Raw genomic sequence first — 23579 nt, 5'->3', positions numbered from 1 at the left:
TTTCTCTAACTCACTTCTTGAACCGGATCGACAGCAGATCGCCATAGGCCTGCTCAGGTACCTGGAGATCCGAGATCAGATAGAATTGCGGCTTGGTGAACTGCTCCTTGCCATCCTGCAGATGCAGGTACTCCTCCGCATAAGACGCCAAAGCGACGGAATTGACTAACAGGGAAGGTGACGGATGCTTAAATGATGTAACTAATGACAGACGCTGCTGGCGTTCCATGGAACCCGCTTGCAGAATCCCGTTATGGCTCGCATCCTCTGCCTGTCCACGGCCTGATTTGTAGGTAAGCTCTTGACCTCTGCTGTTCTTAAGATACGCTCTTCCATCCTTCATGTCGGAAGCGGCAGTATAGAAGGTTGAAGTCTCAAGCGTAAGTGGGCATAGCGGCCCGCCTGTATTCTGCTCCACATGTACCGTAGAGACAAGAACTGGAACGCCCGGCAGCAGCATGAAATACTGATGCAGTACGAGTCCTTTATATTTATCATTCTTCTGAATGGTTACACTCATCCGTATCCCCGACCAACGGTTCCCCTTATTATCGGTCAATTCGGCGAAATCAGCCGTTAACGGCTCCTCCATGAAGCTGCGCAAGGCAATGTCGCCTACACTGGTTACGATACCGCCCACCCAAGGATTCCACCAGGACTTCGCAACCGGCTGCGGAAAAGAAGATTCCAGCCATTCCTCGCCCTGATAGGCAAGCGAGAACAATCCCGGCGCGAAGTCAGGGCTAGCCTGTATCCGCAGAATGCCGTTGTCCACAGCCAGTACCTGTGCGCCTTCTGCTGTGAGTCTCTCCTGCCGGACACGTTCATCCGCGACAGGCAAGACCAAGAAGGATTGATCCTGAACATAACTGTCCATATCCAGATGCAGGGTCAGCACATCCGGGGCAGCGCCCGATGATACTGTCAGCGGCAGAGCTGCTTCTCTGAACTTCTCTTCCTCTTGCACCGTTAGCCGGGCTTCCTCCACACTGCCTGCTTCGGAAGAGACCCGAATCTCACCCGCCAGATAGCTCTTCTTCTGCTCCTGAAGGAGAAGCTTAGCCTCTCCGCTTATGAACGGATTTCCGTTATTCAGACTCAACTCCAACTGCTCTGTAGTGGTCAGTTCCTCAGCATTGCTGTTACCGCTTTGCAGCGCATAGGCACGGAAATCCTGCCAATGGTCCCAGGTGCCCAGAGCGATCCTCAGCGGCGGCGTCTCCTTATGCCCGCCAGCGGGAATTCGTCCCAGGGAATGCTCCACAGCATGCATCCACGACTCCTGGATCAGCTTAAGCTCTGCCGGCCAGCTAATCCCTCTGGAGAAGCCTTCATCCGCAGCGAACATCCAGTTCTCCGTGAATTCCTGCGCTTCCCAGTAATCCATGCCGGAGGCTTCAGGCCCTGCACTCAGATCTATATATTTGCCGCGGTAAGGGATGACGCCGCCATGCAGGTTGAAGCGGAAGCAGTCCTTCAGGAACAGCTCTTCCTCCTGACCAGTAGCCTGCGGGTTGTCGATTCTGAAATAACGGGAGACCATCCCGTTGCTGAACAGCTTCACAACCATCGTCAGCAGCAAGCCTTCCCGGATGCCGGCCTCATAAGTGGCTTCGAGCACGATGGCCTCTTGATCTCTGAAGATCTTCACATCCAGCGCCGAGAATTTGTTGAATTCATTCGTATAAGGTAATCCAAGCTTAGGATAAGGCAGGTTCATCAGATATTTACGGTTCTGGAAAAAAGTAAGCCAATGATTTGTTTTGTTGAGTACGGCCGAATAGCGGCCATTGCTGATGATCCAGTCCTTGTCGGTCGGACCGCCGAAGGCCGTCTCTGCTCCGGAGAAGACCAGGCTCAGCTCCTGTTCCAGTATAGCTGAATCGGCTCCTTCTTCTACACTGCGGATGCTCACCGTATGGTGCCAAATGCCGTACCCGAGCAGCTGGGCCGCTGCGGTGACGGTTCTCCGGCTCTTTGCCGGAACCTCTACGGTGTAACGCTTTTGACTGAACGACAGAATCTCGTCCTCCGGCAGCTCAAAGCTGAACACGGTGTCCTTGCTATACTCATTCTCTACTGTTACATCCAGTTCGACCTCTTCGCCTGCGAAAAGCGTTCTGTCAGGTACCTGGAGCTTGACCTTGACCGGGAATTTCGGCTTAATGCCCAGCTTGAATACGGCAGGCAAGCCGTTAATGAGCAGTTCAGCCTCCACCACAGGGTGGGTCTGATAGAGATCCTGCTCCTCCTTCACCGGATGGATGAAGAAACGGCCTTCAATCCGTGCCTCGGATTCGATATTCTGAGCAGCGTCCAGGTCCATGCGGATTTGCGCATTGCTTTTACCGCTAATCTGGAGCGACAGGGGCTTTCCGCTTTTATTAACAGCTTCGTAAATGACAGGGTATTCCGCTCCAAACGGCAGTTCATGCTGCGCAGGAATCGTCACCTGTATCCGGTAATCCTCCGTCTCAATCAGGCGCAGGCCACGGCCGGTCCGCTCATATTCCATTTTCAGCGACAGGCCATCCTTCAGCCATTCATATGTAAAATAGTCAAAGCCGTTTTCCCCATGACCGTCAGGCTCCACCTTGATTTCACGGACGCTGTCGTTATACCAGTCTATCTTCTCAAAATAAGACTTCACCGCTCCGGTCTGAAGCACAGAGGGAATGAAGTTCATCAGGTGAGTGGTATCATCCCGGTTTTCCCAGAAGAACCCGCTTTTCTTGTACGTAGGCACCGCCTTGACATTACCGGGCCAAGTATAGAGATCCAGCCGCGGCCAGCCTAGCTTAATCGTCTCTTCAATCGAACGCCTTACCAGCGCCTTGCCCACCTTGCGTCCATGGTAATCCGGTCTCACGTTGAGCAGAGCGATATAGAGCGCCCCGGTATCCTCTTTATAGTGGGAGAAGCTGCAATATCCGATGACCTCTGAGCCGCTTACCGCCAGGAACAACTTTAGCATCGGGCTGTTCTCGTGTTCACGCAGCACGCTTTCCTCGGTCCGGTACGCTCCGTCTCCGCCCCAGCTCTCTGCGCTTTTGTTCCACATCTCGGCAATGGAAGCGGCATGCTTAGCCGGCACATATTCTTCAATCTCGATCTCTTGTAATTCGGGCATTACAGTCATACCTCCTAAGATCGCTATAATTCCTAGCTTCATAGCAATAATACTACTTGCAGTATATAACAGAACGTTCAGCCGCTGTAAGTTCCTGTTTGATTATAAAAGATTATTACTTAATTAGACAAAGGTTAGCTTCGATCCGATCAGATAGCCAATCGAGACAAACAGGAGTGACCAGATAAAGGCACCAGCCAGGGTAACCACTAAATATTTTCGGAAGGACATGGCACTGATGCCCGAGATGTAGCTGGTCACATGCCGGATGCCCGGAACAAAATAAGCGATGAAGATCGTCCAGTTGCCGAACCGGAAAAACCAGCGTTTGACATAGGCAAACCTTTTGGGCGTCAGGCCTACCCATTTCCCGTACCGGTCCACGACAGGCTGCCCCACTCTGAGACCGATGGTGTAGCTGATCAGCATGCCTGTAATCGAACCTATGAAGCAGACCAGAACCGAAAGCGAGAAATCCAGCACCATGGTAGAGGATAGATAGCCAACGAACAGCGTCAGCAGCTCATCGGGAACGGGAAGTCCGACAAGCCCGAGCGCCAGCAGCGCGAATATAGCTATATAACCGTATTGTGAGATCATCTCGATGACCCATGGCATGAACAATCACTTCCTGTTAACGAATTTTTTGAACGAAGGGAACGGAACCCTGCTTATCATCAGTATAGACAACAGTCCCATAATTAAAATGAGCATTTCCGGCTTCAGTCGTTCACCTATAAGCGTGGTCATCGACAGAAGCAATCCCGCTGCCGTAATCGGCATGCCCACGAAGCCCTTGGAAGGAGCCGAGATATTGAATCTGGCCAGCCGCAGCGCCCCGCAGATCAGGAATGCGACCGCAGCCACAGGTCCGACCCACTGCACGTTCTCCAGCCGGTATAACAGAATAAGAAAGACGGGAGCAATACCAAAAGAAATAATATCCGCCAAAGAGTCCAGTTGTTTACCAAAATCACTGGTGCAATGCAGCATCCGGGCAAGCAATCCGTCCATAACATCGCATATCGCAGCCAGCAGTATCATTAATAAAGCAAGATCATAACGTTCTTGAATCGTGAATAGCAGGGAAATTGATCCGAAGCCCAGGTTTCCCAGTGTGCACATTGAAGGCAGCCAGCTCCATTTCATGCTGTTCACTCCTTTCCTGACAAGTTAGTATTAGGGCGGCTCAGCCTCCAAAGGTTACACTAAAACAGACGCCGTCCGTGGTGTTCATCACTGCATACCGGCAGCCATGCATATCTAAAATTTGCTTCGCAATGGATAATCCGAGTCCGGTCCCGCCCGTCAGACGGCTGCGTGAAGCCTCGATCCGGTAGAACCGCTCCCAGATATGCGCCAGTTGATCCTCGGGGATTCGCTCCCCTTTATTGTGTATGGTGAACAGAAGCTTCTTGGGCTGACTCTCCAGTCTAACGGTTATGGTACTGCCCTCTTCGGCATGACGGATTGCGTTGGTCAGCAGATTGCTAAGCACCTGTTCAATCCATGTAGCATCCGCATACACGGGCAATTCATTCGCCGGAATAATGACCACATCCAGCTGCTTACTTTGAAGAGAATGCACCAGTTTATCGGTCACCTTCTCCGTCATTTCGCTTAGCATGAAGGAGCTTTTGCGCAGCTTGATCGTGCCGGACTCCAGCCGGGCAAGGTCCAGCATATCTTTTACCAGGAACTCCATCTTGTCGGCCTCTTCGATAATGACCTTGATGTAATGATCCTGCTTGCCGGCGCTCACCCCGTCCTCCAACCCCTCGGCGAAGCCCTTGATAATGCTAAGAGGCGTCTTCAGCTCATGAGAAGCACTGGCAAAAAAGTCCTGCTGCATCTGCTCCAGCTTCTTCTTCTGCTCCATCTCCTCCACCAGCTGCTGATTCGTCTCCCGAAGCTCGCCCAGTGCAGTGTCCAGACTTTGGGACAAGGTGAACATGCTTTTGGACAGGTTACCCAGCTCATCCTTCTGGCGAATGGAGTTATGACCGGTGAAATCGAGCGCTACCATCCGTTTGGCCGTATTATTAAGCTTGATTAAGGGCCGGGTCACCATCTTGGAATAGAACAGCGACAGGACCAGAATCAGCACGAACCCGCCAAGTCCCAGGTATAAAAAGAACCAGCGCAGCGCTTCATTGGAATCCTTAACATCCTGCAGCGAGGTCACCGAGAACAACAGCTCAATCTCCCCGCTGGCCTGCTTCACGGGCAGAATCATTATGGAATTGCGGATACCGCTCCAGGGAGCCGTCCACTCTTCCTTGACCATGTTCAGATTACTCAGGCTCTCCAACTGACCCGGATTTAACGGGAACCAGTCCTCTATGGCCTCGAAAAGGATGCCCTGGCGCGGGTTCCATATTTTCAGATCCGGCAGGACCAGCTCCGTAATGGTTCCGGTAATGCTGGTATTGTCCGAATCCGCCTCCTCGCCTACCGGCGTTCCCCCTTGTTTAGTAATATTAACCGGATAGAACAGATGCCCGAGCTCGCTTGCGCTGACGACATGCTCTCCCTGTATAGTCACCCGGTCATTCTCCTTCAGATGGGCCGATCTCAGCATGTCGCCGAACTGATTCATGAACAGGGACATGGGAATCACCTGAGTCTGGCCCTTCTCATCGATCAGCTTCATGCGGAACGGATCTTCCGACTTCATCCGGCCGTCAAGCTTCATAATGACCATCTGTGTCTTGTTGCGCAGCATGAACCGGACCAGCTCGCGGGAAGTGCGGGTTCTGCCCCAGGCTTCTTTGGTGTAGCTTGTCCCGAAGCTCTTCAGATGCTTCTCCACACGGGACTCCTTCTGTATCTGGTAGAAGCGGTCGAACAGCAGGAACTGGCTGAGGATTACCATCCCGTAGAAGCAGACGAAGAAGATCACGGTCATCACGAACAGCTTGAAGGTAATTCCCCATCTCTTCATTCTTCGTCCTCGAATCTGTAGCCGGTTCCAATGACCGTGCGGATATGACGGGATTCATACCCCAGCTTGCTGCGCAGTTTCTTGATGTGACTGTCCACAACCCGGGAGTCCCCCTCGAATTCAATTCCCCAGACCCGGCTGAGGATAGTATCCCGAGAGACCACATGGCCCTTGTTGCGGATCAGCAGCCACAGAAGATCATATTCCTTCGGGGTCAGCTCGACATCGGCACCCTCCACCTCTAGACGGTGCGCCATAGTATTGAAAATGGCCGAGCCGAATCTCACTACACCGGATTCAGGCTGATGTGCGCCTTCGACCCGTTTCATCAGCGCCGCAGCCCGGGCCACCAGCACCTTGGGACTGAAGGGTTTGGTCACATAATCATCGGCTCCCAGGTCGAAGCCGTGAATTTTGTCATCATCGGCGGATTTGGCGGTCAGCAAGATAATCGGGGTCGCTGATTTCTTGCGGATTTCCTTGCATACCTGAAATCCGTCCATTTTGGGCATCATAATATCCAGAATCAGCAGATCCGGCACCAGCGAATCGAACCATAGGAGCGCGTCCTGCCCATTATCGGCTTCGCGCACCTCCCAGCCGTCCTGTATGAAGTAATCCGACACCAGCTCACGGATACGCAGCTCGTCTTCGACAAGCAGTAACTTTTTCTTCAATGTACTCCCTGCTTTCAACCCGTTTATACCTCTCAGCATAGTCGAGTGTTATGTCCTTTATGTGTCCTGGGGTGAAATTAGCAGATAAATGGGTGCGAAGTGTGTTTTGAAAAGCATATTTGAGTTACTCAGGAAGGCCCTTGGTTTCAAGTATGATATACGTCTCAGCACGGATGGACGCTGCGCAAACGGAACGTTGTTACAATCGCTGTGGTCTCCAGATTTTTTTGATTCCCCTTAGCGGTGAAAATCCGGAGACCAAGGCGAACGCTACGCTTTTACACGGGTCATTCCGCCCGCTTCGCTGTTTAAGAGTAGGGTGTGAGTGAACCTTAAAACACACTGAAAAAGAAAGTGGTCCCACAGAACACAAATTTGAAAGGTAAAGTATCTCAGCAAACGCTCCACTAAACAACTCACTGAACGCCTCATTAAACGCCTCATTAAACACCTCACTGAACACCGCGCTGGATAAATGTTGTACTTTTTGCAGGAACTTCGTCCGTTTGAGTTCAGATCATGCACATTGTTGTATTTATTGCAGGAATTCGGTGAGTTATGCAGCTGAGGAACACACATTGTTGCATTCTGTGCAGGAATTCCGTCAACTTAACCCTTAAGGAACACACATTGTTGTAATTAGTGCAGGAATTCCCCAGCGTGGTGCTGGATTATGCGCATTGTTGCACTTTGTGACCAATATGACCATAGGAAGAAAACGAAAGCGTGACCGGTCACAAATTTAATATCGGCTGAATCCAAAACGCAAAACAGCGATTCTCTACTAAACGGAGGATCGCTGTCTGCTATTTAATCATCGTACCTTATCGGCGCGCCTTGCTTACCCGGCTTCAAAGGCTTGCTTGAATTGGCTGTTATACAGCTCGGAATATATCCCTTGCAGCGCTAGGAGCTGGCTGTGGCTTCCTTGCTCAGCGATCTGGCCGCCCTGGATGACCAGAATCCGGTCAGCATCTTGAATGGTGCTGAGCCGGTGGGCAATCACGAAGCTGGTGCGGCCCTTCATCAGTGTCCGCATGGCCTGCTGGATATGCATCTCTGTCCGGGTATCCACGCTGCTCGTTGCCTCATCCAGAATGAGGATGGCCGGATCAGCCAGGATGGCGCGGGCAATGGTCAACAGCTGGCGCTGGCCGTGGCTCAAGGTGGTCCCTTCTGTACCCAGCAGCGTATCGTACCCCTGAGGCATACGCGCAATGAAGCCGCTGACGTTGGCCAGATTGGCCGCCTCTTCCACTTCACGGTCCGTGGCCTCCAGGCGGCCGAAGCGGATATTCTCGCGAATGGTTCCCGAGAAGACATGGGCGTCCTGCAGCACCATTCCGAGCTGGCGGCGCAGCCCGTTTTTATTGAACTCCCTGATATCTCTGCCGTCGATCAGCACCTCACCGCCGCTCACTTCATAGAAGCGCGTCAGCAGGTTGACAATGGTCGTCTTCCCCGCTCCGGTCGGCCCGACCAAGGCGATAGTCTCACCCGGCTGTGCGGTGAAGCTTACACCGTTCAGAATAGGATCGGTCGGCTTATAGCTGAACACTACATCCCGGAACATAACTTCCCCGCGTATCCGCTCCAGCTCCTGAGGCTGCTCCCCGCTGTACTCGGAGGGCATATCCATCACTTCGAATACGCGCTCCGCTCCGGCAATTGCCGATTGGATCAGGTTATACTGGTTCGCAAGGTCGGAGAGGGGCCGGCCGAACTGCTTGGCATAATTCAGCATACTGACGATGACCCCCACGGTAAGCAGCTCACGATAAGCCATCCAGCCGCCAATTCCGGCAATCAGTGCAAAGTTCAGATTGTTAATCAGGTTCATTACCGGGCCTACCAGGCCGGATACAATCTGCGCCTTAATGCTCGCTTTGTTAAGTTCCCCGCTTATTCCGCGGAATCTGGTAACCTCCGCCTGTTCTCTGCGGTATTGCTTAATCACCTTCTGGCCGCTGACTGCTTCTTCAATGAAGCCGTTCAGCTCACCCAGATGCTGCTGCTGATCCTTGAAGTAGATCCGGCTTAATCCGGTAATCCGGCGGCTCGCCAGCACGACCAGCGGAATGGTTACCATTGCAACTCCCGTCAACGGCACATTCAGCATCAGCATAATGACCAGAGAGCCGCTAAGTGTAATCAGACTGTTCAGCAGCTGGGTTACACTCTGATTGAGCGAGTTGGATACGTTGTCGATGTCATTGGTTGCACGGCTCATCAGCTCGCCGTTAGCATGGGTATCGAAGAAGCTGACCGGCAGCTCCTGGTATTTGGCGAACAGATCACGCCGCAGCTCATATACCGTGCGTTGGGAGACGGAGGTCATTACATAAGCCTGCACCCAAGAGACGGCGCTCCCCAGCAGATAAATGCCGCCCAGCAGGAGACAGAACCGGACGAGCAGACTGTAATCCTGCGGGAGGATCGCGGTATCAATGGCTTTTCCCAGCAGGTAGGGACCGATCAGGGCAAGCACAGCATTCAGAATCGTGAATACATAGACCATAATCAGCCCTGTCCGCTGACGGTTCAGATAGGACCAGATGCGGATGACCGTTGCCTTACTGTTCTTCGGGCGTACCTTGGGTGTAACGCCAGCACGGCCCGGAGGCCCGCCGCCTAACGCTCCAGGTCCGACGGGAGCCTGCTCTCTTTTACGTTGACTGGACATAGGGCTCCTCCTCTTCCTTCAGCTGGGAATGGCGGATGTCCCGGTAGATCTCGCTGCCTGCCATCAGCTCGCTATGTGTACCCTGCGCAGCGATCCGCCCGTTCTCCAGAATCAAGATCCGGTCGGCATCTATAATAGAAGACACCCGCTGGGCAATCATAACGACAGTGCAATTCTGAAGCTCCGTCTTCAGCAGCAGGCGGATGCTTGCTTCGGTAACCGCATCCAGAGCGCTGGTGCTGTCATCCAGGATCAGAATAGACGGTTTGATCAGCAGCGCGCGTGCAATGGACAGACGCTGCTTTTGCCCGCCTGACAGGTTCACCCCGCGCTGCCCGAGCAGCGTGTCGTAGCCTTGCGGCATAGCTGTGATGAACCCATGTGCTTCTGCGGCCACAGCCGCCTGCTCCACTTCTTCATCTGTTGCTTCCGGCCGTCCGTAACGGATATTATCCCTGATACTGCCGCTGAACAGCAGGGACTGCTGCATTACGAACCCGATCCGGCTCCGCAGATGCTCTATGCCAATCTCACGGATGTCTGTTCCGTCGATCATAACCGCACCGGACAAGACCTCGTAGAATCTGGGAATCAGACTAACCAGGGTAGACTTTCCTGCTCCGGTAGCCCCCAGAATAGCGATCGTCTCTCCGGGACTGGCTGCAAAGCTGATATCCTCCAGCACAAGATTCTCATCCCCGCGGTTATAGGCGAAGGAGACCTTGCTGAATTCAATCCGTCCGAGCGTAATGGCTGCTTGATCCGCCGCAGGCGCTTCGGTAATTTCACTTGTGGCGGCGAACACTTCATTCACGCGGTCTCCCGACACCTTGGCCCGTGATACGAAGGCAAGCATCGTGCTCATCATCATCATCGACATGAGCAATTGAGTAACATAATTAATGAAGGCAATTAGTTCACCGACGGGCAGTGCCCCGTTCCAGTTCTGTAGGCCCCCGAACCAGAGCACGGCTATAATGCTGGCATTCAGAATAAGCATCATAAGCGGCATATTCAGCGCCATCAGGCGGATCGCCCGGATTCCGGTATCGGTATAGCCTTTATTGGCGGTATCGAAGCGCTTCTGCTCATGGTCTCCACGGACGAAGGCTTTGATTACACGAATGCCGGTGAGATTCTCCTGCAGCACATTGCTCACCCCATCCAGCTTCTCCTGCATCCGGGCAAATAACGGAAAAGAAAGCCGGATCAGCACAAACAGCAGGATGAACAGCAGCGGCACCGCAGCCAGTAGGATCATCGCCAGGGACGGGCTGATCCGGACCGCCATGACCAGACTGCCGATCAGCAGCAGCGGTGACCGCACGAAGCTCCGCAGAATCATCTGCACGAAGGTCTGGAGCTGCACCACATCGTTCGTCAGCCGGGTGATCAGCGAGCCGGTCTTCATCCGGTCCAGATTGCGGTTCGAGAAGGTCTGGATATGCTCAAACAGCTTGAGACGCAGATCATTGCCGAAATTCTGTGAGGCAATACTTGCACATATCGCACAGCCTACACCGCCGGTCATCCCGATGACAGCGATCCCAATCATTATTCCGCCTGTTGATAGGATATGCGATAAATCATTCTTCATCAGGCCTTTATCCACAATGCTGGCCATAAGTGCAGGCTGCAGCAGGTCCATCACTACTTCAACTACCATTAACAGCGGGGCAAGCACGCTCCAGAGGGCGTACGGCTTCATGAAGCCCCTGAGCTTCCACATTCAGTTCACCTTCATCTCATCAGTCGTTGCATCCGTTCTTCCATTTAGGGCAAATATGTGATTTTGTCAGTCATTGGTATTCTCTGCTTGGCAGCAGGCACTTCCGAAGGATAACCTACGGCAAGCACCCCAATAACATCCTGTTCTTCAGGAACGGCCAGCACCTCACGGCCCTTGGCCGTACCGCCGAGTGAGGACCAGAACACACCTGCTCCCGCCTCATGGGCGGCCAGCATGAAATTCTGGATATAGCAGGATACGGCCATGATATTCTCTTCACGCTCCACTGACGTAGCGGCAGACTTGGATAAGACTCCAATCAGCATTGGAGCGCCGCCAAAATCAGTCTTATGGTTCAGCGCTGCACGAGTCTTCGGCCCAATGAACAGCAGCTCCCACGGCTCATTCATACGGTGGTTCGGAGCATAGCTGGCAGCCTCCAGCCAAGTATTCAGCTCCTCCTCGTTAATCGGGTCTGGCCTGAAGGCCTTAATCGTTCTTCGCGTTTGAATAGTATCGATGATAGTCATAGTTGGTCCACTCCTTCGGTTGTATTTGTATCCACATGGTAATAAGCATATCTCTTTAGCACGGTGAACTACCATCCACCTAAGAGGTGGCGGCTTCTTGGTCAATGAAGCTACTGCTCCAAGTTTACCCAAGCTCAAAGGCTAGTCCCTAGCCCAATCATTGCAATATCACATGGCTAGTTTCAGTAGGTTTTGAGCAGCGTTTACATCGCGATTATGATGCACGTTACATTCTGGACAAGTCCACTCTCGCAAGGCGAGATTCTTCACCTCTGCGTTCTTATAACCGCAACAGGAGCAAAGCTGACTGCTTGCATAGTGCTTAGGGGCAATAATCAGTTCTCTGCCATACCATTGAGCCTTATATTCAAGCATGGAACGGAACATACTCCAAGCTACCTCGCTAATCGCTTTTGCAAGTTTGTGATTCTGCATCATATTCTTTACACGTAAGTCTTCCATCACGATGACTTGGTTTTCGTTTATCATTTTGGCAGACGTTTTATGCAAGAAGTCTTTACGCTGATTCGCTATTTTTTCATGGTGCTTGGCAACTTTCAGCCTAGCCTTATGACGGTTATGGCTCCCCTTCTTCTTCCGCGATACATCCTTTTGCAGCTTCGCTAATCGCTTTTCAGACGTACGCAAGTATTTAGGATTGGATATGATTTCGCCATTTGAAGTAATAGCAAAGTCTTTCAGCCCAAGATCAACGCCAATCTTCGTATGCATGTTGGGCAACTGGACGATATCCGTTTCAACCAATACGGAAGCATAATACTTTCCCGTTGGTGTTTTTGAAATCGTGCATGATTTGATCAGCCCCACGAATGGTCGGTGCAGCTTGATTTTGATGCCAGTTTTTAGCTTTGGAATCTTGAGATATCCATCTTCTATAGCCACTGTTCCATTTTGGTTATTCGTTGTGAAGCTATGATTATTCGTCTTCTTGCTCTTGAATTTAGGAAATCCCGTTTTCTTATCCCGTAAAAAATTCTTATAAGCCTTGTCTAAGTTCAGTTGTGTATTCGCTAAGGCAAGGCTATCGACTTCTTTCAGCCAGTCGAATTCCTTTTTGTATTGTGCGGGTGTATTCCTCAGCATCGTTTTCGTTTGCTTGTAATGTTCAATTTTATCTGCAAGCATTCTGTTGTAGATGAAGCGAACGCATCCGAACACTTTAGCGAAGTAGTGTTGTTGCCCATGGCTTGGATAGATACGGTATTTGTAGGCTTTCAGCAATGGCGATCACCCTTTCACACCTTGGTTTTCGATGTATTTTTGTATGACGTCTATTGGCGCTTCACCCGTTGTAAGCAAGCAATAGGAGCGTGACCAAAAAGCCTCTTTCCAAAGTGATTTTCGGAGGGTAGGAAACTCCTTCTTGATCAGCCTAGATGATGCACTCTTATAAGCGTTGAGAAATTTAGAAATGTCGGTATTAGGATGCGTTTTCATTAGGACATGAACGTGATCCCTGTCATGATTCCATTCCTGCAAAGTCACATTGTAAGTAGGCTGAATGTATGCAAATATCTCTTTCAGACGTTCGGATATTGGATCTGTAATTACTTTCCTACGATACTTGATGACTAGAATAAGGTGGAAGTGAAGGGAGAACACTGAATGGTTATTCGAGTCTAATTTCATTGATTCACTGACCTTTCCAAGATACGACTGAATACTTTTATTATAGCATCTTAGACGGTTAGAATCCATGTAGATTAGACCGTTTCCATTCATCCCCCACTTAAAGAAGATGGGAGAATTCTGTCAACTGAGGGTTAAATCACAAGACTTCATAAGTTAATTGGAACATTATGTATATGGTGTTAATGATTTTTTTATGCTGAAAGTGAATGGGCTCCTGGGCAAAAACAGCCTTACCCATCTGTCCTCTCACCAGCGCAATGTAATCAGTTTTTCGATTACATCCAGTCATCTGTCCTCTCGCGAGCACATTGTAATCGGTTTTCCGATTACATTTGGCCATCCGCCCTCTAACCAGCGCAATGTAATCGGTTTTCCGATTATATCCAGTCATCTGTCCTCTCACGAGCGCAATTTAATCGGTTTTCCGATTACATCTGGCCATCTGCCCTCTCACGAGCGCAATGTATTCGGTTTTCCGCATCCATTGTGCCTTCACCTACTCGCAAGAGCAAAAACAGCCCAGCAAACTCCGCCTAAGCGGAGCTTCCTGAGCTGTTCGTTGGAGGAGTCGATTTGTTCTCCGTTCATCCGTTCATCCTAGGCCTGCTCCAGCGCATATTTCCTCATCGTCTGCTGCTTGAAGTCATCCCACGCCGGTGTGGACAGACGGGCTTGAAGCATCAGAGGTTCGAAGGCTTGATAGAGCGCTGCAATCTCGCTGAATGAGCCATCGATCAGCTTCATGAAGGGCAGCTTTTGTAACAATCTCAACCCTTGGGCGAGCAGTGCCGGTTGCTTCTTCGCCCCGTTAACCAGGGAGGCGGGATTAACGGGTAAGCCCAGCGCAGAGAGCACGCTGAACCCTTCATCCATTAAGGCAACCGCCTGTTTCCAGCGGGCGGAGTCTTTGCTTGCTTTTGCCAAATCAAAATCATAAAGATAAATGACCGACATCACCGGGATAATTGAAACTATGTGACTCAGAAGCCAGGCGTTAATATCCTGCGAATAATCCAGCTTATACTTCGTCTGATGGAAGGCCTCCGCAAGCTCCGTCTTGAACGGAATGTCACCCTCCAGACTGCCCAGCACCATCTTGCCGCCAGCGCTTACAACGATAACACGCCCGTCTTCCTCACGGGTCCCCCCGTTAATCTGGAAGCCAAACGCAATATTCTGCGGAATCCGGCTATTCTCGTTGAAGAACTGCTGCATCCCGCGGGTATCTCCGTTATTGCCGACAAGCACAATATTCTTACTGTCGTTGTCCGCCAGTGCTGGCAGCACGGCCGGGAAGTCATTGTATTTCATCACTACGAAGATCAGATCATAGACATCGTCCCTCCGCAGCTCGGATATCACCTTCACCTGATCCACAGTCGTTTTGCGCTGAAAATAATGCCGAAGGACCAGTCCGTCCTTCTGCAATTGGCCCGCCCGCTTCGTTCTGGCCAGTATGGTGACCTCATTCCCGCCCCGTACCAGCACATGTGCCAAATAACTGCCTATTACCCCTGCACCCATCACTAATATACGCATCTCGTATCCCCTCTCCGCTTCAAACAGTTGTTCAAATATAAGGATTTATCTGTTGTACACGATAATTTATCCTTCTATTTCGCTGAAACGGTACCGTCCTTTAAAAGGACGGCAAAGCCGTTTCTACTTGTTAAATGAACATCTGTTCATTAGGTTAGCAGCGGGGACTCAATCGCGCAATTGCCAATGACGCCGAGGATGTCAATTACTGAACAAACCCGTGTAAATTGTACATTACCCGCACAGTGCCGCAGGGCTGTATGCAGACAGGTTCATTCCATCATCTGCGTATGAACGGCCACGATCAGCATATCCATATGCCGGGCATGCCGCAGGAGATATTGAACGAAGCTCACCGAGAACAGGCTGCGCAGGAAGTGTCTGCGGGATTGGCCGATGATAACCTGCGTAGTCTGCATGTCATTCATCCGCTGGAGCAGATGCTTATAGAGATGCTTACGGCTTCCCGCCTCCGTAATGTCCATTACCCCGCCCAGCCGCTCGGTCAGAGCCTTCAGCGTATCCAGCCGCTTCTGCTCCTCCACCGTCTTCATACGGGCACAGTGCACGTAGTGTACATGCCACTCCGCCTTCAGGCGGTGTGCAATGCGGAAGCCGCGGCGGACCAGCCGTTCCGCCTGCGGTCCTGTGTCTACACTGACGAAGATGACCTCCCGTCTGTTCCAAGGTCCGCGCAAGGCAGGCTCCCGTTCCCAGGCCTCCAGCCGCTCATCCACATCGTCGGCAATCTCGCGCAGGGCCAGCTCACGCAGGGCGATCAGATTGCCGATTTTGAAAAAAGACTCCAGCGCTTGATTGACTTTCTCCCGCGCGTAGATCTTCCCTTCACGCATCCGCTGCTGCAGCATCTGCGGAGTCACATCAATCAGCTCCACCTCACTCGCCATTCGCAGGATGGCATCCGGCACCGTCTCGCGCACACGCACACCGGTTAACTGCTCCACCGCATCGTTCAGGCTCTCCAGATGCTGTACATTGACCGTGGTAATGACAGAGATCCCGTTCTCCAGCAACTGGATGACATCCTCGTAACGCTTCCGGGTGAGGCTTCCGGGAACATTGGTGTGAGCCAGCTCATCCACCAGCACCACCTCGGGATGGCGGGCGATAATGGCCGCTGTATCCATCTCTGTAAGCTCCGTGGACTGGTAGGCAATGCGTGCTCTCGGAATCATCGTTAACCCGCCCACCTGGTTGCCGGTTTCTTCTCTCCCATGGGTCTCCAGCAGCCCGATGACCACATCGATGCCCCTGCCCAGCAGCAGATTTCCTTCCTGGAGCATCTTGTAGGTTTTGCCTACGCCGGGGGTTGCGCCGATGTACACCTTGAAAGTGCCCCGGCGGATATCCTCGATCCGCCGCTCCAGCTCCCGGCCGGTGAGCCGGTGGAACGGTTCTGCCGCCATCTTCACGGCGGGGCGGACCGGCAGCACCCGTTCTCCTTCCTGCTCGGCACGGTCAGCCATCAGGAACACATCGATATTCCGCGTACGCCGCAGGACACGGCTGGCTATGGAGCCTTGCCACTTCTCCTGCCAGCGGCTTTTCTGCGAATGACCCATCACAATCCGGGTGACATTGTTCTGAATGGCATAGCGCACAAGCATGGTGGGCAGCATCCGCAGGCGCAGCAGCTCCAGCTCCTCGAACCGGGCCTGAATCCGCTCGGTCAGCTTGCGGATGGAGCGCTTGAATACCTGCTGATCTTTGGTCAGCGGACGGCCCCGCAACAGGAAGGTAACGATAAGGAGGTCTCCGTTCAGCCGCTTCGCAATTTGCTGTCCCCTTCTAATATAGAGGGAGCCATTCCAGTGATACTGCGCGGATACCAGTATCCGCTCTGTCGCGCCTGACGGGCCGATCAGTCCCTCGGCCTCGCGGTGCTTTTCCAGGGAGTCATTGACCCCTTCGGCCATCAGCCGCAGTGACACCTCACGAAGTACGCCAAGGTTACCCCTGAGGGATAGTGCCGGATGCGCGCCCTCACCAAGCACCCCCTCCTCCAGCCGCTTGAGAATAGTCTCCGGCGACACATCGATCAGCCGTACCTCATCGGCGAGTTCCAGTGTATTCAGCGGCACAGTTTCCTCCGCGCGGATGCCGGTCATTTCATAGATTTGCTCCCCCACACCGGCCAGCTCATAGACATTAATAGTAGTGATTACGCTGATTCCCTGATCCATCAGATAACGGATGTCCGCAAGCCTTGTAGGGAAGCGGGCCTGCGCACGGTTGCGGTGGGCCAGACCATCGACCAGCAACACCTCAGGGTTACGCTCCACCAGAGCCTCAAGCGGCAGATCCTTCTCCTCCTTGCCGTCCTTGAGCCAGTGAATACTGGGAACGCGCTCCAGATCGCCAAGCTGCTGAACCGTCTCCGCCCGGCCCATAGTGGAGACCGCACTAATCACCACATCAATCCCCTGATGCTTCAGCAGCTTGCCTTCCTCCAGCATATGATAGGTTTTGCCGGAGCCGCTAACGGAGCCGATGATGATCTTCAGCCGCCCCCGCTGGAGCTGGTAGATCGAATATAAGATGTCCTCCGGGGACTTGCGTTTATAGGTTGGCACCGGCTCACCTTCTTTCAATAGTCTCTGCACATCCTCCATATATGCTATAATTTTCTTCTGAACGCTTTACCAACCATAGGAGGAAAATCATGCACAATTTGAAAAAGTGGCTTTTTGGTCTTTTGATTCTTTGTTTACTGGTGTCGCTGGCCCCGGCTTCATTTGCAGAGGGAACAAGTCCCTCTCCGGAAGCAGCCGCCAAAGAAGTGGAGTTTCCGTTAGCCTTTGACCGGGCAACGGGCGATGGAATTACCGCCATCGCAGCGGATGGACAAGGTACAATCATCGTCGTGTCCAACTCGTCCTACTTGAATGTCACAAACGACAACGGGAAAAAGTGGGTTTCCCGAAAACTGCCTTCCAGTGACATGTACAACGTTTTTTATGCCAAGGGACGGTTCTTCCTATCCGTCATTCATGTGAATTCATACAATTCCGCGATTGGCAACTACACGTCTGCGAATGGCGACAAATGGACTCCCTTTACCCTAGAATCAAGCAACGGGAAAGCGACAACTATCGGCAATGTTCAGTTTTTAAATGGACAATATGTGCTGACCGGCAGCCAAGCGGATGATATCAGTCCCATATATACGTCCTCTAATGGAGTGAATTGGAAGGAAGCCAGCCTGTTGCCCGTCGAAGTGCACTACTTGACCTGGAACGGCAACATATACTCTGCCTACTGTGGGGAGTATGAGTTCTTATCAAGACAGGCCATGACGTTGTCCCGCAACCAGTTCCTGACGGATGCCAATGACAATCGCTATGCGGAGCTTGTTCTGTATACGTCGGCCAATTTGGCAAGCTGGACCCAGCAAACGGGAACAGTCAAAAAGGACCTCAACTACAAGTTTAGTGTGAATGACGTTCCCCAAACGAGCTACAATTTAAATCAGGAAGGATACACGCTTGATGGCGTCATCACCTTGTATGATGCGCGAAATACCTATACCTCCAAGAACGGAATTCTGTTTGCCATTCAGAAGGCTCCCTCCGCTATCGTGAATCCGTTTGGCCGAAGCCCGATCTATAAGAAGGGCAGCAAATACTATACCTTTGTTAAGTACTGGTACAGCCCCGGTGTGATTCGCAGCAAAGCTGGAATTTCGTCAGACCGGGTAAAATGGACGATGACGGACCTTGGCTTAACCGTACCTAATAACATGAATGTCATTCAGGCGGGCCAATGGTTTATCGGCATTGGCTATCAGGGTGGAATTTCCCTTTCGGAGAACGGCTTGACCTGGAAAAAAATCCGCTAGCGCATATCCACAAAAAGAATGTGGGAAGCCCGGCAGTATCCTCGTGATGCTCCGGGCTTGTTTGCATCTAAATATTCCTTTCTCCCAAAATAACACTTACTGCTAAAGGCTAAGGAACTGCAACATAGCTCACATATGGGGGACAGTCCGCTCCTGCTTATTTCCCCATCTCCGTCAGCGCCAGATTCAGCTTCAGGACATTCACCCGTTTCTCTCCGAAAAGCCCCAAATCTCGCCCTTCGGTATGCTCCTTCACCAGCGCTTCAAGGGTATCTGCCGGAATGCCGGTCAGCTTGCTGATCCGGGGAATCTGCACGAGCGCCGCAGCCGGTGAAATATGCGGATCAAGACCCGAGCCGGAATTCGAAATCAGATCCACAGGCAGCTGACTTACAGGGACGCCGGGATTATCCAGCTTCCACTGGGCAATGGAATCCTTGGTCCGCTGAAGCATATCGGGATTCGATGGCCCGTAGTTATTCGATCCCGAAGCCTCAGCCTTGTACCCGATACTCGACACACGGCTTTGGAACATAGCCTGGTTCGTGAAGCTCTGCCCGATCAGCGCAGAACCGACCACCTTCCCGGACGCATCCTTCAGCAGGCTGCCGTTCGCCTGGGCAGGCATCAGCACCTGGGCAAGCGCGGTGGAAGCCAGCGGATAGATCATTCCGCAGAGAATAATGAATACAAGACTTAACCTCACTGTAGTGAAGAAAAAAGCAGCTTTTGAAGCGGAGACCTGCTCTCCGTCTGTCTCATGAGTAGATTGTACCATGATGATTACGCCCTCCTTGTATAGTCAATCGTCTGCCGCACCTTCTAGATCCATATACTGACGAGCATATCAATCAGCTTGATCCCGGCGAAGGGAACAGCGACCCCGCCCAGACCATAAATGACAATGTTGCGCGTCAGCAGCCTGGAGGAGCTCATCGGCTTGTAGGAGACCCCGCGCATAGCGAGCGGAATCAACAGCGGGATGATGATGGCGTTGAAGATCAGCGCCGAGATGATCGCCGAGCTTGGGGAACCCAGCCCCATGACGTTCAGGGCTTCCATCTCAGGAATAGCGAGCGTGAACATCGCCGGTATAATCGCAAAATATTTGGCAATATCGTTAGCGATGCTGAAGGTGGTCAGCGCTCCGCGTGTCATAAGGAGCTGCTTCCCGATGGCTACAACCTCGATGATCTTGGACGGATCAGAATCCAGATCGACCATATTGGCTGCTTCCTTGGCAGCGGTTGTCCCGCTGTTCATCGCCAGCCCCACATCGGCCTGAGCCAGCGCCGGAGCATCGTTGGTTCCGTCTCCAGTCATAGCTACTAGCTTGCCCTCGTTCTGCTCCCGGCGGATTACCGCAATCTTATCTTCCGGGGTACTCTCGGCAATGAAATCATCGACTCCGGCTTCACGGGCAATCGTAGCGGCGGTCAGCGGGTTGTCCCCGGTACACATGATCGTCTTGATCCCCATGCTGCGCAGCTCGTCGAAGCGCTCCTTCATCCCGGGCTTCACCGTATCCTTCAGATAGATCAGCCCATAAATCCGGTTGTCTACGGCAACCGCGAGCGGAGTGCCGCCCAGCCGTGCAATGGCATCCGAGTTGGTATCCAGATCGGACGGTACGGCCCCGCCCCGGGACAGCACCCACTTCTTCACGGAATCGACCGCTCCCTTACGCACTGAGCGCCCGTCCCGCAGATCCATCCCGCTCATCCGGCTCTCTGCCTTGAACTCAATGAACTCCCCGCCGTCCGCGAGGCTGCTGTAATATTGGAGTTCCAGCTTCTTCGCCAGCTCCAGGACAGAGCGCCCTTCCGGCGTCTCATCCTTCAGCGAGCTGACCGCCGCCCAGGACGCAAGCTCGGCTACAGTTGCTTCGCCTACCGCAACGAACTCACTGGCCATCCGGTTCCCGAAGGTAATCGTCCCCGTCTTATCCAGAATCATCGTATTGATATCCCCGGCGGCTTCCACCGCCTTCCCGGACATCGCCAGGACGTTGAACTGCGTCACCCGGTCCATTCCCGCAATCCCGATGGCCGACAGCAGCCCGCCGATGGTGGTCGGAATCAGGCAGACGAGCAGTGCGATCATGACCGGAATCTCCAGCTTCACCCCGATATAATCCGCGATGGGACGCAGGGTGACGACGACAATCAGGAAAATAATCGTGAGGCTGATCAGCAGCGTGTTCAGAGCAATCTCATTCGGTGTCTTCTGGCGCTTCGCGCCTTCGACCAGCGAGATCATCCGGTCCAGGAACGATTCCCCCGGATCACTGGTGATCCGCACCTTGATCTGGTCGCTGACTACGCGGGTACCGCCGGTCACGGAGCCGAAGTCGCCTCCAGCTTCCTTAATGACCGGAGCCGACTCCCCGGTGATGGCCGATTCGTCCACAGAAGCCAGCCCCTCGGTCACTTCCCCGTCGCCGGGAATCAGTTCGCCCTGGCTGACGATTACGATATCGCCTTTGCGCAGCTCAGAGGCCGGCACCTGCTTGACCGAGGGTCCTGCCAGCTTATTGGCGGTGATGTCCTGCTTGGTTTTTTTGAGCGAATCGGCTTGCGCCTTGCCCCGGCCCTCCGCCAGCGCTTCTGCGAAGTTAGCGAACAGCACGGTAAACAGCAGGATGAAGAACACGGTTATATTGAAGCCCACCGCATGCTCCGCATGGAAATACCCGGGCGCAAGCACCATGAGCAAGACGATAACCGTCCCAACCTCCACGACGAACATGACCGGATTCTTCATTAACGTCACCGGGTTCAGCTTCACCAGACTATCCTTGGCAGCACTTAGCAGGATGGGACCCGTCAGCAGCTTCTTTTTGTGTACAGTACTCATTCTCTTCTCTCCCTCTCCCTACCGTAAAGTCAAATATTCAGCAACCGGACCGAGGACAATCACCGGCAGGAAGGTCAGCGCGCCGATAATCAGCACCGTACCAATCAGGATGCCAGTGAACAGGCCGTTGTCTGTGCGGAAGGTTCCAATGGTCTCAGGCACCGGCTTCTTGCGCAGCAGGGAACCGGCCACCGCCAGCATGGCGATCATCGAGACATACCGGCCCAGCAGCATGACAACCCCGGTGGTGATATTCCAGAAGGAGGTATTATCCGCCAGCCCTTCGAAGCCTGAGCCGTTATTGGCCGCAGCCGATACGTATTCATACAGCACCTGGGTCATTCCGTGGAAGCCGGGGTTACTGATACTGCCTTTACCGAGCTCCGTCAGAAAAGCAGCAGCCGTAGGCACCAGTATAATCAGCGGATGAATCAGAATCGCGATGGCGATCAGCTTCATCTCCCGTGCTTCAATTTTGCGGCCCAGGAACTCCGGCGTCCGGCCCACCATCAGCCCGCAGAGGAACACGCCGAGGATCGCATACATGAGCATATTGATCAGCCCGACACCTTTGCCGCCGAACACGTTATTCAGCATCATGAGGGTCAGCGGGGTAATACTGCCGAGCGGCGTCAGCGTATCATGCATATTGTTCACACTGCCGGTGGTGGCCGCCGTTGTAACGGTGGTGAACAGCGCCGACTGTGCGATGCCGAACCGGACCTCTTTGCCCTCCATGCTGCCCTGTGAAGCGTCTATGCCCATGGCGTTAATCGCCGGGTTGCCTGCACTTTCCGCAGCGTAATTCACTCCGAGCAATACCACGAACAGCGTCATCATCGCGCCAAAAATCATCCAGCCCTGCCGCTTGTTCCCGGCGAACTTCCCGTACATATACGGCAGAGATGCGGGCAGCAGCCACATGGAGAGGATCTCCAGCACATTGCTCAGCGGTCCCGGATTCTCAAATGGATGCGCAGCGTTGGCTCCGAAGAAGCCCCCGCCGTTCGTGCCGATGTGCTTAATGGACTCCAGGGAGGCCACCGGACCGATCGCAATCTGCTGGGTCTGCCCTTCGAGCGTGTTCACTTCCAGCGTAGGTTTCAGGGTTTGCGGCACATGAAGAGCTACAAGCGCCATTGTTACAAGCAGTGCCAGCGGAATGAAGATCCGGATATGCGCTTTGACGAAGTCCTCGAAGAAGTTCCCCACCGAGCGGCGGCCTGTAATCCCTCTGACACAAGCAACCGCGACCGAGAAGCCGCTGGCCGCCGAGGTGAACATCAGCATCGTCATGACCGCCATCTGTGAGAAGTAGGACACGCCCGTCTCCCCGCTGTAATGCTGGAGGTTCGTATTGGTCATGAAGCTGATTACCGTGTTGAACGTCAAGGTCTGCTCCATGCCCCCGATCCCGTTCGGGTTGAGCGGAAGCCCCTTTTGCAGCCGCAGAAAGAGATAACTGAATACCACCAGTACAATGTTCGTTACGATGAAGCTGAGCGCATATTTCTTCCAGGACATCCCGCCCCGCTGCTTCAGCCCGATTAGACGATAAATCCCTTTCTCTGTCCCGCCGAATATCCGGTCTGTCCGGTTCGGTTCATTCGAGAATACATGATATAGATAAGTGCCCACCGGCTTCACCAGCAGTACGAGTATTAAGATGACGACTATAATCTGCACAATCCCCACGGATGGCCCTCCTTAGTAGTTAGAATTTCTCGGGATGAATCAAAGCATAGCCCAAATACAGAAACAGCAGCGCAGTAGCTGCGAGGACAACCGCCATTATTCCGTCCCCCCTTGCTCATCGGTCACACGGCTGCACCATTGTAAAAACCCATAGAATACCGTGAATATTGCTGCCAGCATTGCCGTCATATACACATCCATCATCGTCTTTGCCACTCCTCACCTTATGGTAATCTCTCTCTTGTAACTTCCGGTCTAGCGTATCATTTCTCCCATTAGTTCAG

General features: G+C 52.9%; 16 protein-coding genes. 1 reads left to right on the top strand and 15 read right to left on the bottom strand.

All coding sequences use genetic code 11. The annotated features are described in order from the left end of the window. Window positions 1–10: 10 nt before the first annotated feature. The 12 genes from NYE24_RS03105 to NYE24_RS03050 form a co-directional block, all read right to left on the bottom strand. Entirely contained in the window at window positions 11–3130 is a 3120-nt protein-coding gene (locus NYE24_RS03105; RefSeq protein WP_342478006.1) for a GNAT family N-acetyltransferase, read from the bottom strand. A 123-nt stretch (window positions 3131–3253) separates the two neighbouring features. Continuing rightward, window positions 3254–3748: a DedA family protein gene (locus NYE24_RS03100; protein WP_036693911.1), complete on the bottom strand. Its 495-nt coding sequence runs from the start codon at window positions 3746–3748 to the stop codon at window positions 3254–3256. 6 nt (window positions 3749–3754) lie between these two features. Then, window positions 3755–4279: a CDP-diacylglycerol--serine O-phosphatidyltransferase gene (gene pssA / locus NYE24_RS03095; RefSeq protein ID WP_036693913.1), complete on the bottom strand. Its 525-nt coding sequence runs from the start codon at window positions 4277–4279 to the stop codon at window positions 3755–3757. 40 nt (window positions 4280–4319) lie between these two features. Continuing rightward, entirely contained in the window at window positions 4320–6074 is a 1755-nt protein-coding gene (locus NYE24_RS03090) for a HAMP domain-containing sensor histidine kinase (RefSeq protein WP_036693915.1), read from the bottom strand. After that, the gene (locus NYE24_RS03085; RefSeq protein WP_342478005.1) at window positions 6071–6751 is read right to left on the bottom strand and encodes a response regulator transcription factor; all 681 of its coding nucleotides are present in this window, start codon (window positions 6749–6751) and stop codon (window positions 6071–6073) included. Before NYE24_RS03085 ends, NYE24_RS03090 begins: the two co-directional genes overlap by 4 nt. A gap of 841 nt (window positions 6752–7592) precedes the next feature. After that, window positions 7593–9434, bottom strand: coding sequence for an ABC transporter ATP-binding protein (locus NYE24_RS03080; RefSeq protein WP_342478004.1), 1842 nt, complete (start codon window positions 9432–9434; stop codon window positions 7593–7595). Beyond that, a complete protein-coding gene (locus NYE24_RS03075) occupies window positions 9418–11163 on the bottom strand; it encodes an ABC transporter ATP-binding protein (RefSeq protein WP_036693920.1) in 1746 nt (581 codons plus the stop codon). Before NYE24_RS03075 ends, NYE24_RS03080 begins: the two co-directional genes overlap by 17 nt. 44 nt (window positions 11164–11207) lie before the next feature. Continuing rightward, complete coding sequence (locus tag NYE24_RS03070) at window positions 11208–11693, bottom strand: nitroreductase family protein (protein ID WP_036693921.1); 486 nt, start codon at window positions 11691–11693, stop codon at window positions 11208–11210. Window positions 11694–11861: 168 nt separating this feature from the next. Beyond that, the gene (gene tnpB, locus NYE24_RS03065) at window positions 11862–12935 is read right to left on the bottom strand and encodes an IS200/IS605 family element RNA-guided endonuclease TnpB (protein WP_342478003.1); all 1074 of its coding nucleotides are present in this window, start codon (window positions 12933–12935) and stop codon (window positions 11862–11864) included. Window positions 12936–12941: 6 nt separating this feature from the next. Then, complete coding sequence (tnpA, locus tag NYE24_RS03060) at window positions 12942–13343, bottom strand: IS200/IS605 family transposase (RefSeq protein WP_076154137.1); 402 nt, start codon at window positions 13341–13343, stop codon at window positions 12942–12944. A gap of 600 nt (window positions 13344–13943) precedes the next feature. Beyond that, window positions 13944–14885 (bottom strand): 2-dehydropantoate 2-reductase N-terminal domain-containing protein, encoded by a 942-nt coding sequence (locus NYE24_RS03055; RefSeq protein WP_342478002.1) that lies wholly within the window; start codon window positions 14883–14885, stop codon window positions 13944–13946. 272 nt (window positions 14886–15157) lie between these two features. Next, entirely contained in the window at window positions 15158–17479 is a 2322-nt protein-coding gene (locus NYE24_RS03050) for a histidine kinase (protein WP_342479192.1), read from the bottom strand. Window positions 17480–17568: 89 nt separating this feature from the next. Here NYE24_RS03050 and NYE24_RS03045 point away from each other — a divergent pair, with 89 nt between their 5' ends. After that, the gene (locus NYE24_RS03045; RefSeq protein WP_076153925.1) at window positions 17569–18744 is read left to right on the top strand and encodes a hypothetical protein; all 1176 of its coding nucleotides are present in this window, start codon (window positions 17569–17571) and stop codon (window positions 18742–18744) included. A gap of 157 nt (window positions 18745–18901) precedes the next feature. Here NYE24_RS03045 and kdpC read toward each other — a convergent pair whose 3' ends face one another. The 3 genes from kdpC to kdpA are packed head-to-tail and all read right to left on the bottom strand — an operon-like array spanning window position 18902 to window position 23295. After that, complete coding sequence (gene kdpC, locus NYE24_RS03040; protein ID WP_342478001.1) at window positions 18902–19522, bottom strand: potassium-transporting ATPase subunit KdpC; 621 nt, start codon at window positions 19520–19522, stop codon at window positions 18902–18904. A gap of 44 nt (window positions 19523–19566) precedes the next feature. Further along, window positions 19567–21600, bottom strand: a complete 2034-nt coding sequence (gene kdpB, locus NYE24_RS03035; protein ID WP_342478000.1) for a potassium-transporting ATPase subunit KdpB — start codon at window positions 21598–21600, stop codon at window positions 19567–19569. An 18-nt stretch (window positions 21601–21618) separates the two neighbouring features. After that, entirely contained in the window at window positions 21619–23295 is a 1677-nt protein-coding gene (gene kdpA, locus NYE24_RS03030) for a potassium-transporting ATPase subunit KdpA (RefSeq protein ID WP_342477999.1), read from the bottom strand. Between the last annotated feature and the right edge of the window lie 284 nt (window positions 23296–23579).

The sequence above is a fragment of the Paenibacillus sp. FSL H7-0350 genome, assembly GCF_038593195.1.
Classification (GTDB): domain Bacteria; phylum Bacillota; class Bacilli; order Paenibacillales; family Paenibacillaceae; genus Paenibacillus_AQ.
The sequence above is the reverse complement of the archived record's forward strand: the minus strand, read 5'-3'. Positions and strand labels throughout refer to the sequence as shown.

Excerpts from the sequence above, each read along its gene's own strand:
- NYE24_RS03105 (WP_342478006.1), bottom strand. The coding sequence starts at position 3,130 with ATGCCCGAATTACAAGAGATCGAGATTGAAGAATATGTGCCGGCTAAG.
- NYE24_RS03100 (WP_036693911.1), bottom strand. The coding sequence starts at position 3,748 with ATGCCATGGGTCATCGAGATGATCTCACAATACGGTTATATAGCTATA.
- pssA (WP_036693913.1), bottom strand. The coding sequence starts at position 4,279 with ATGAAATGGAGCTGGCTGCCTTCAATGTGCACACTGGGAAACCTGGGC.
- NYE24_RS03090 (WP_036693915.1), bottom strand. The coding sequence starts at position 6,074 with ATGAAGAGATGGGGAATTACCTTCAAGCTGTTCGTGATGACCGTGATC.
- NYE24_RS03080 (WP_342478004.1), bottom strand. The coding sequence starts at position 9,434 with ATGTCCAGTCAACGTAAAAGAGAGCAGGCTCCCGTCGGACCTGGAGCG.
- NYE24_RS03075 (WP_036693920.1), bottom strand. The coding sequence starts at position 11,163 with ATGTGGAAGCTCAGGGGCTTCATGAAGCCGTACGCCCTCTGGAGCGTG.
- NYE24_RS03070 (WP_036693921.1), bottom strand. The coding sequence starts at position 11,693 with ATGACTATCATCGATACTATTCAAACGCGAAGAACGATTAAGGCCTTC.
- tnpA (WP_076154137.1), bottom strand. The coding sequence starts at position 13,343 with ATGAAATTAGACTCGAATAACCATTCAGTGTTCTCCCTTCACTTCCAC.
- NYE24_RS03055 (WP_342478002.1), bottom strand. The coding sequence starts at position 14,885 with ATGCGTATATTAGTGATGGGTGCAGGGGTAATAGGCAGTTATTTGGCA.
- NYE24_RS03045 (WP_076153925.1), top strand. The coding sequence starts at position 17,569 with ATGCACAATTTGAAAAAGTGGCTTTTTGGTCTTTTGATTCTTTGTTTA.
- kdpC (WP_342478001.1), bottom strand. The coding sequence starts at position 19,522 with ATGGTACAATCTACTCATGAGACAGACGGAGAGCAGGTCTCCGCTTCA.
- kdpB (WP_342478000.1), bottom strand. The coding sequence starts at position 21,600 with ATGAGTACTGTACACAAAAAGAAGCTGCTGACGGGTCCCATCCTGCTA.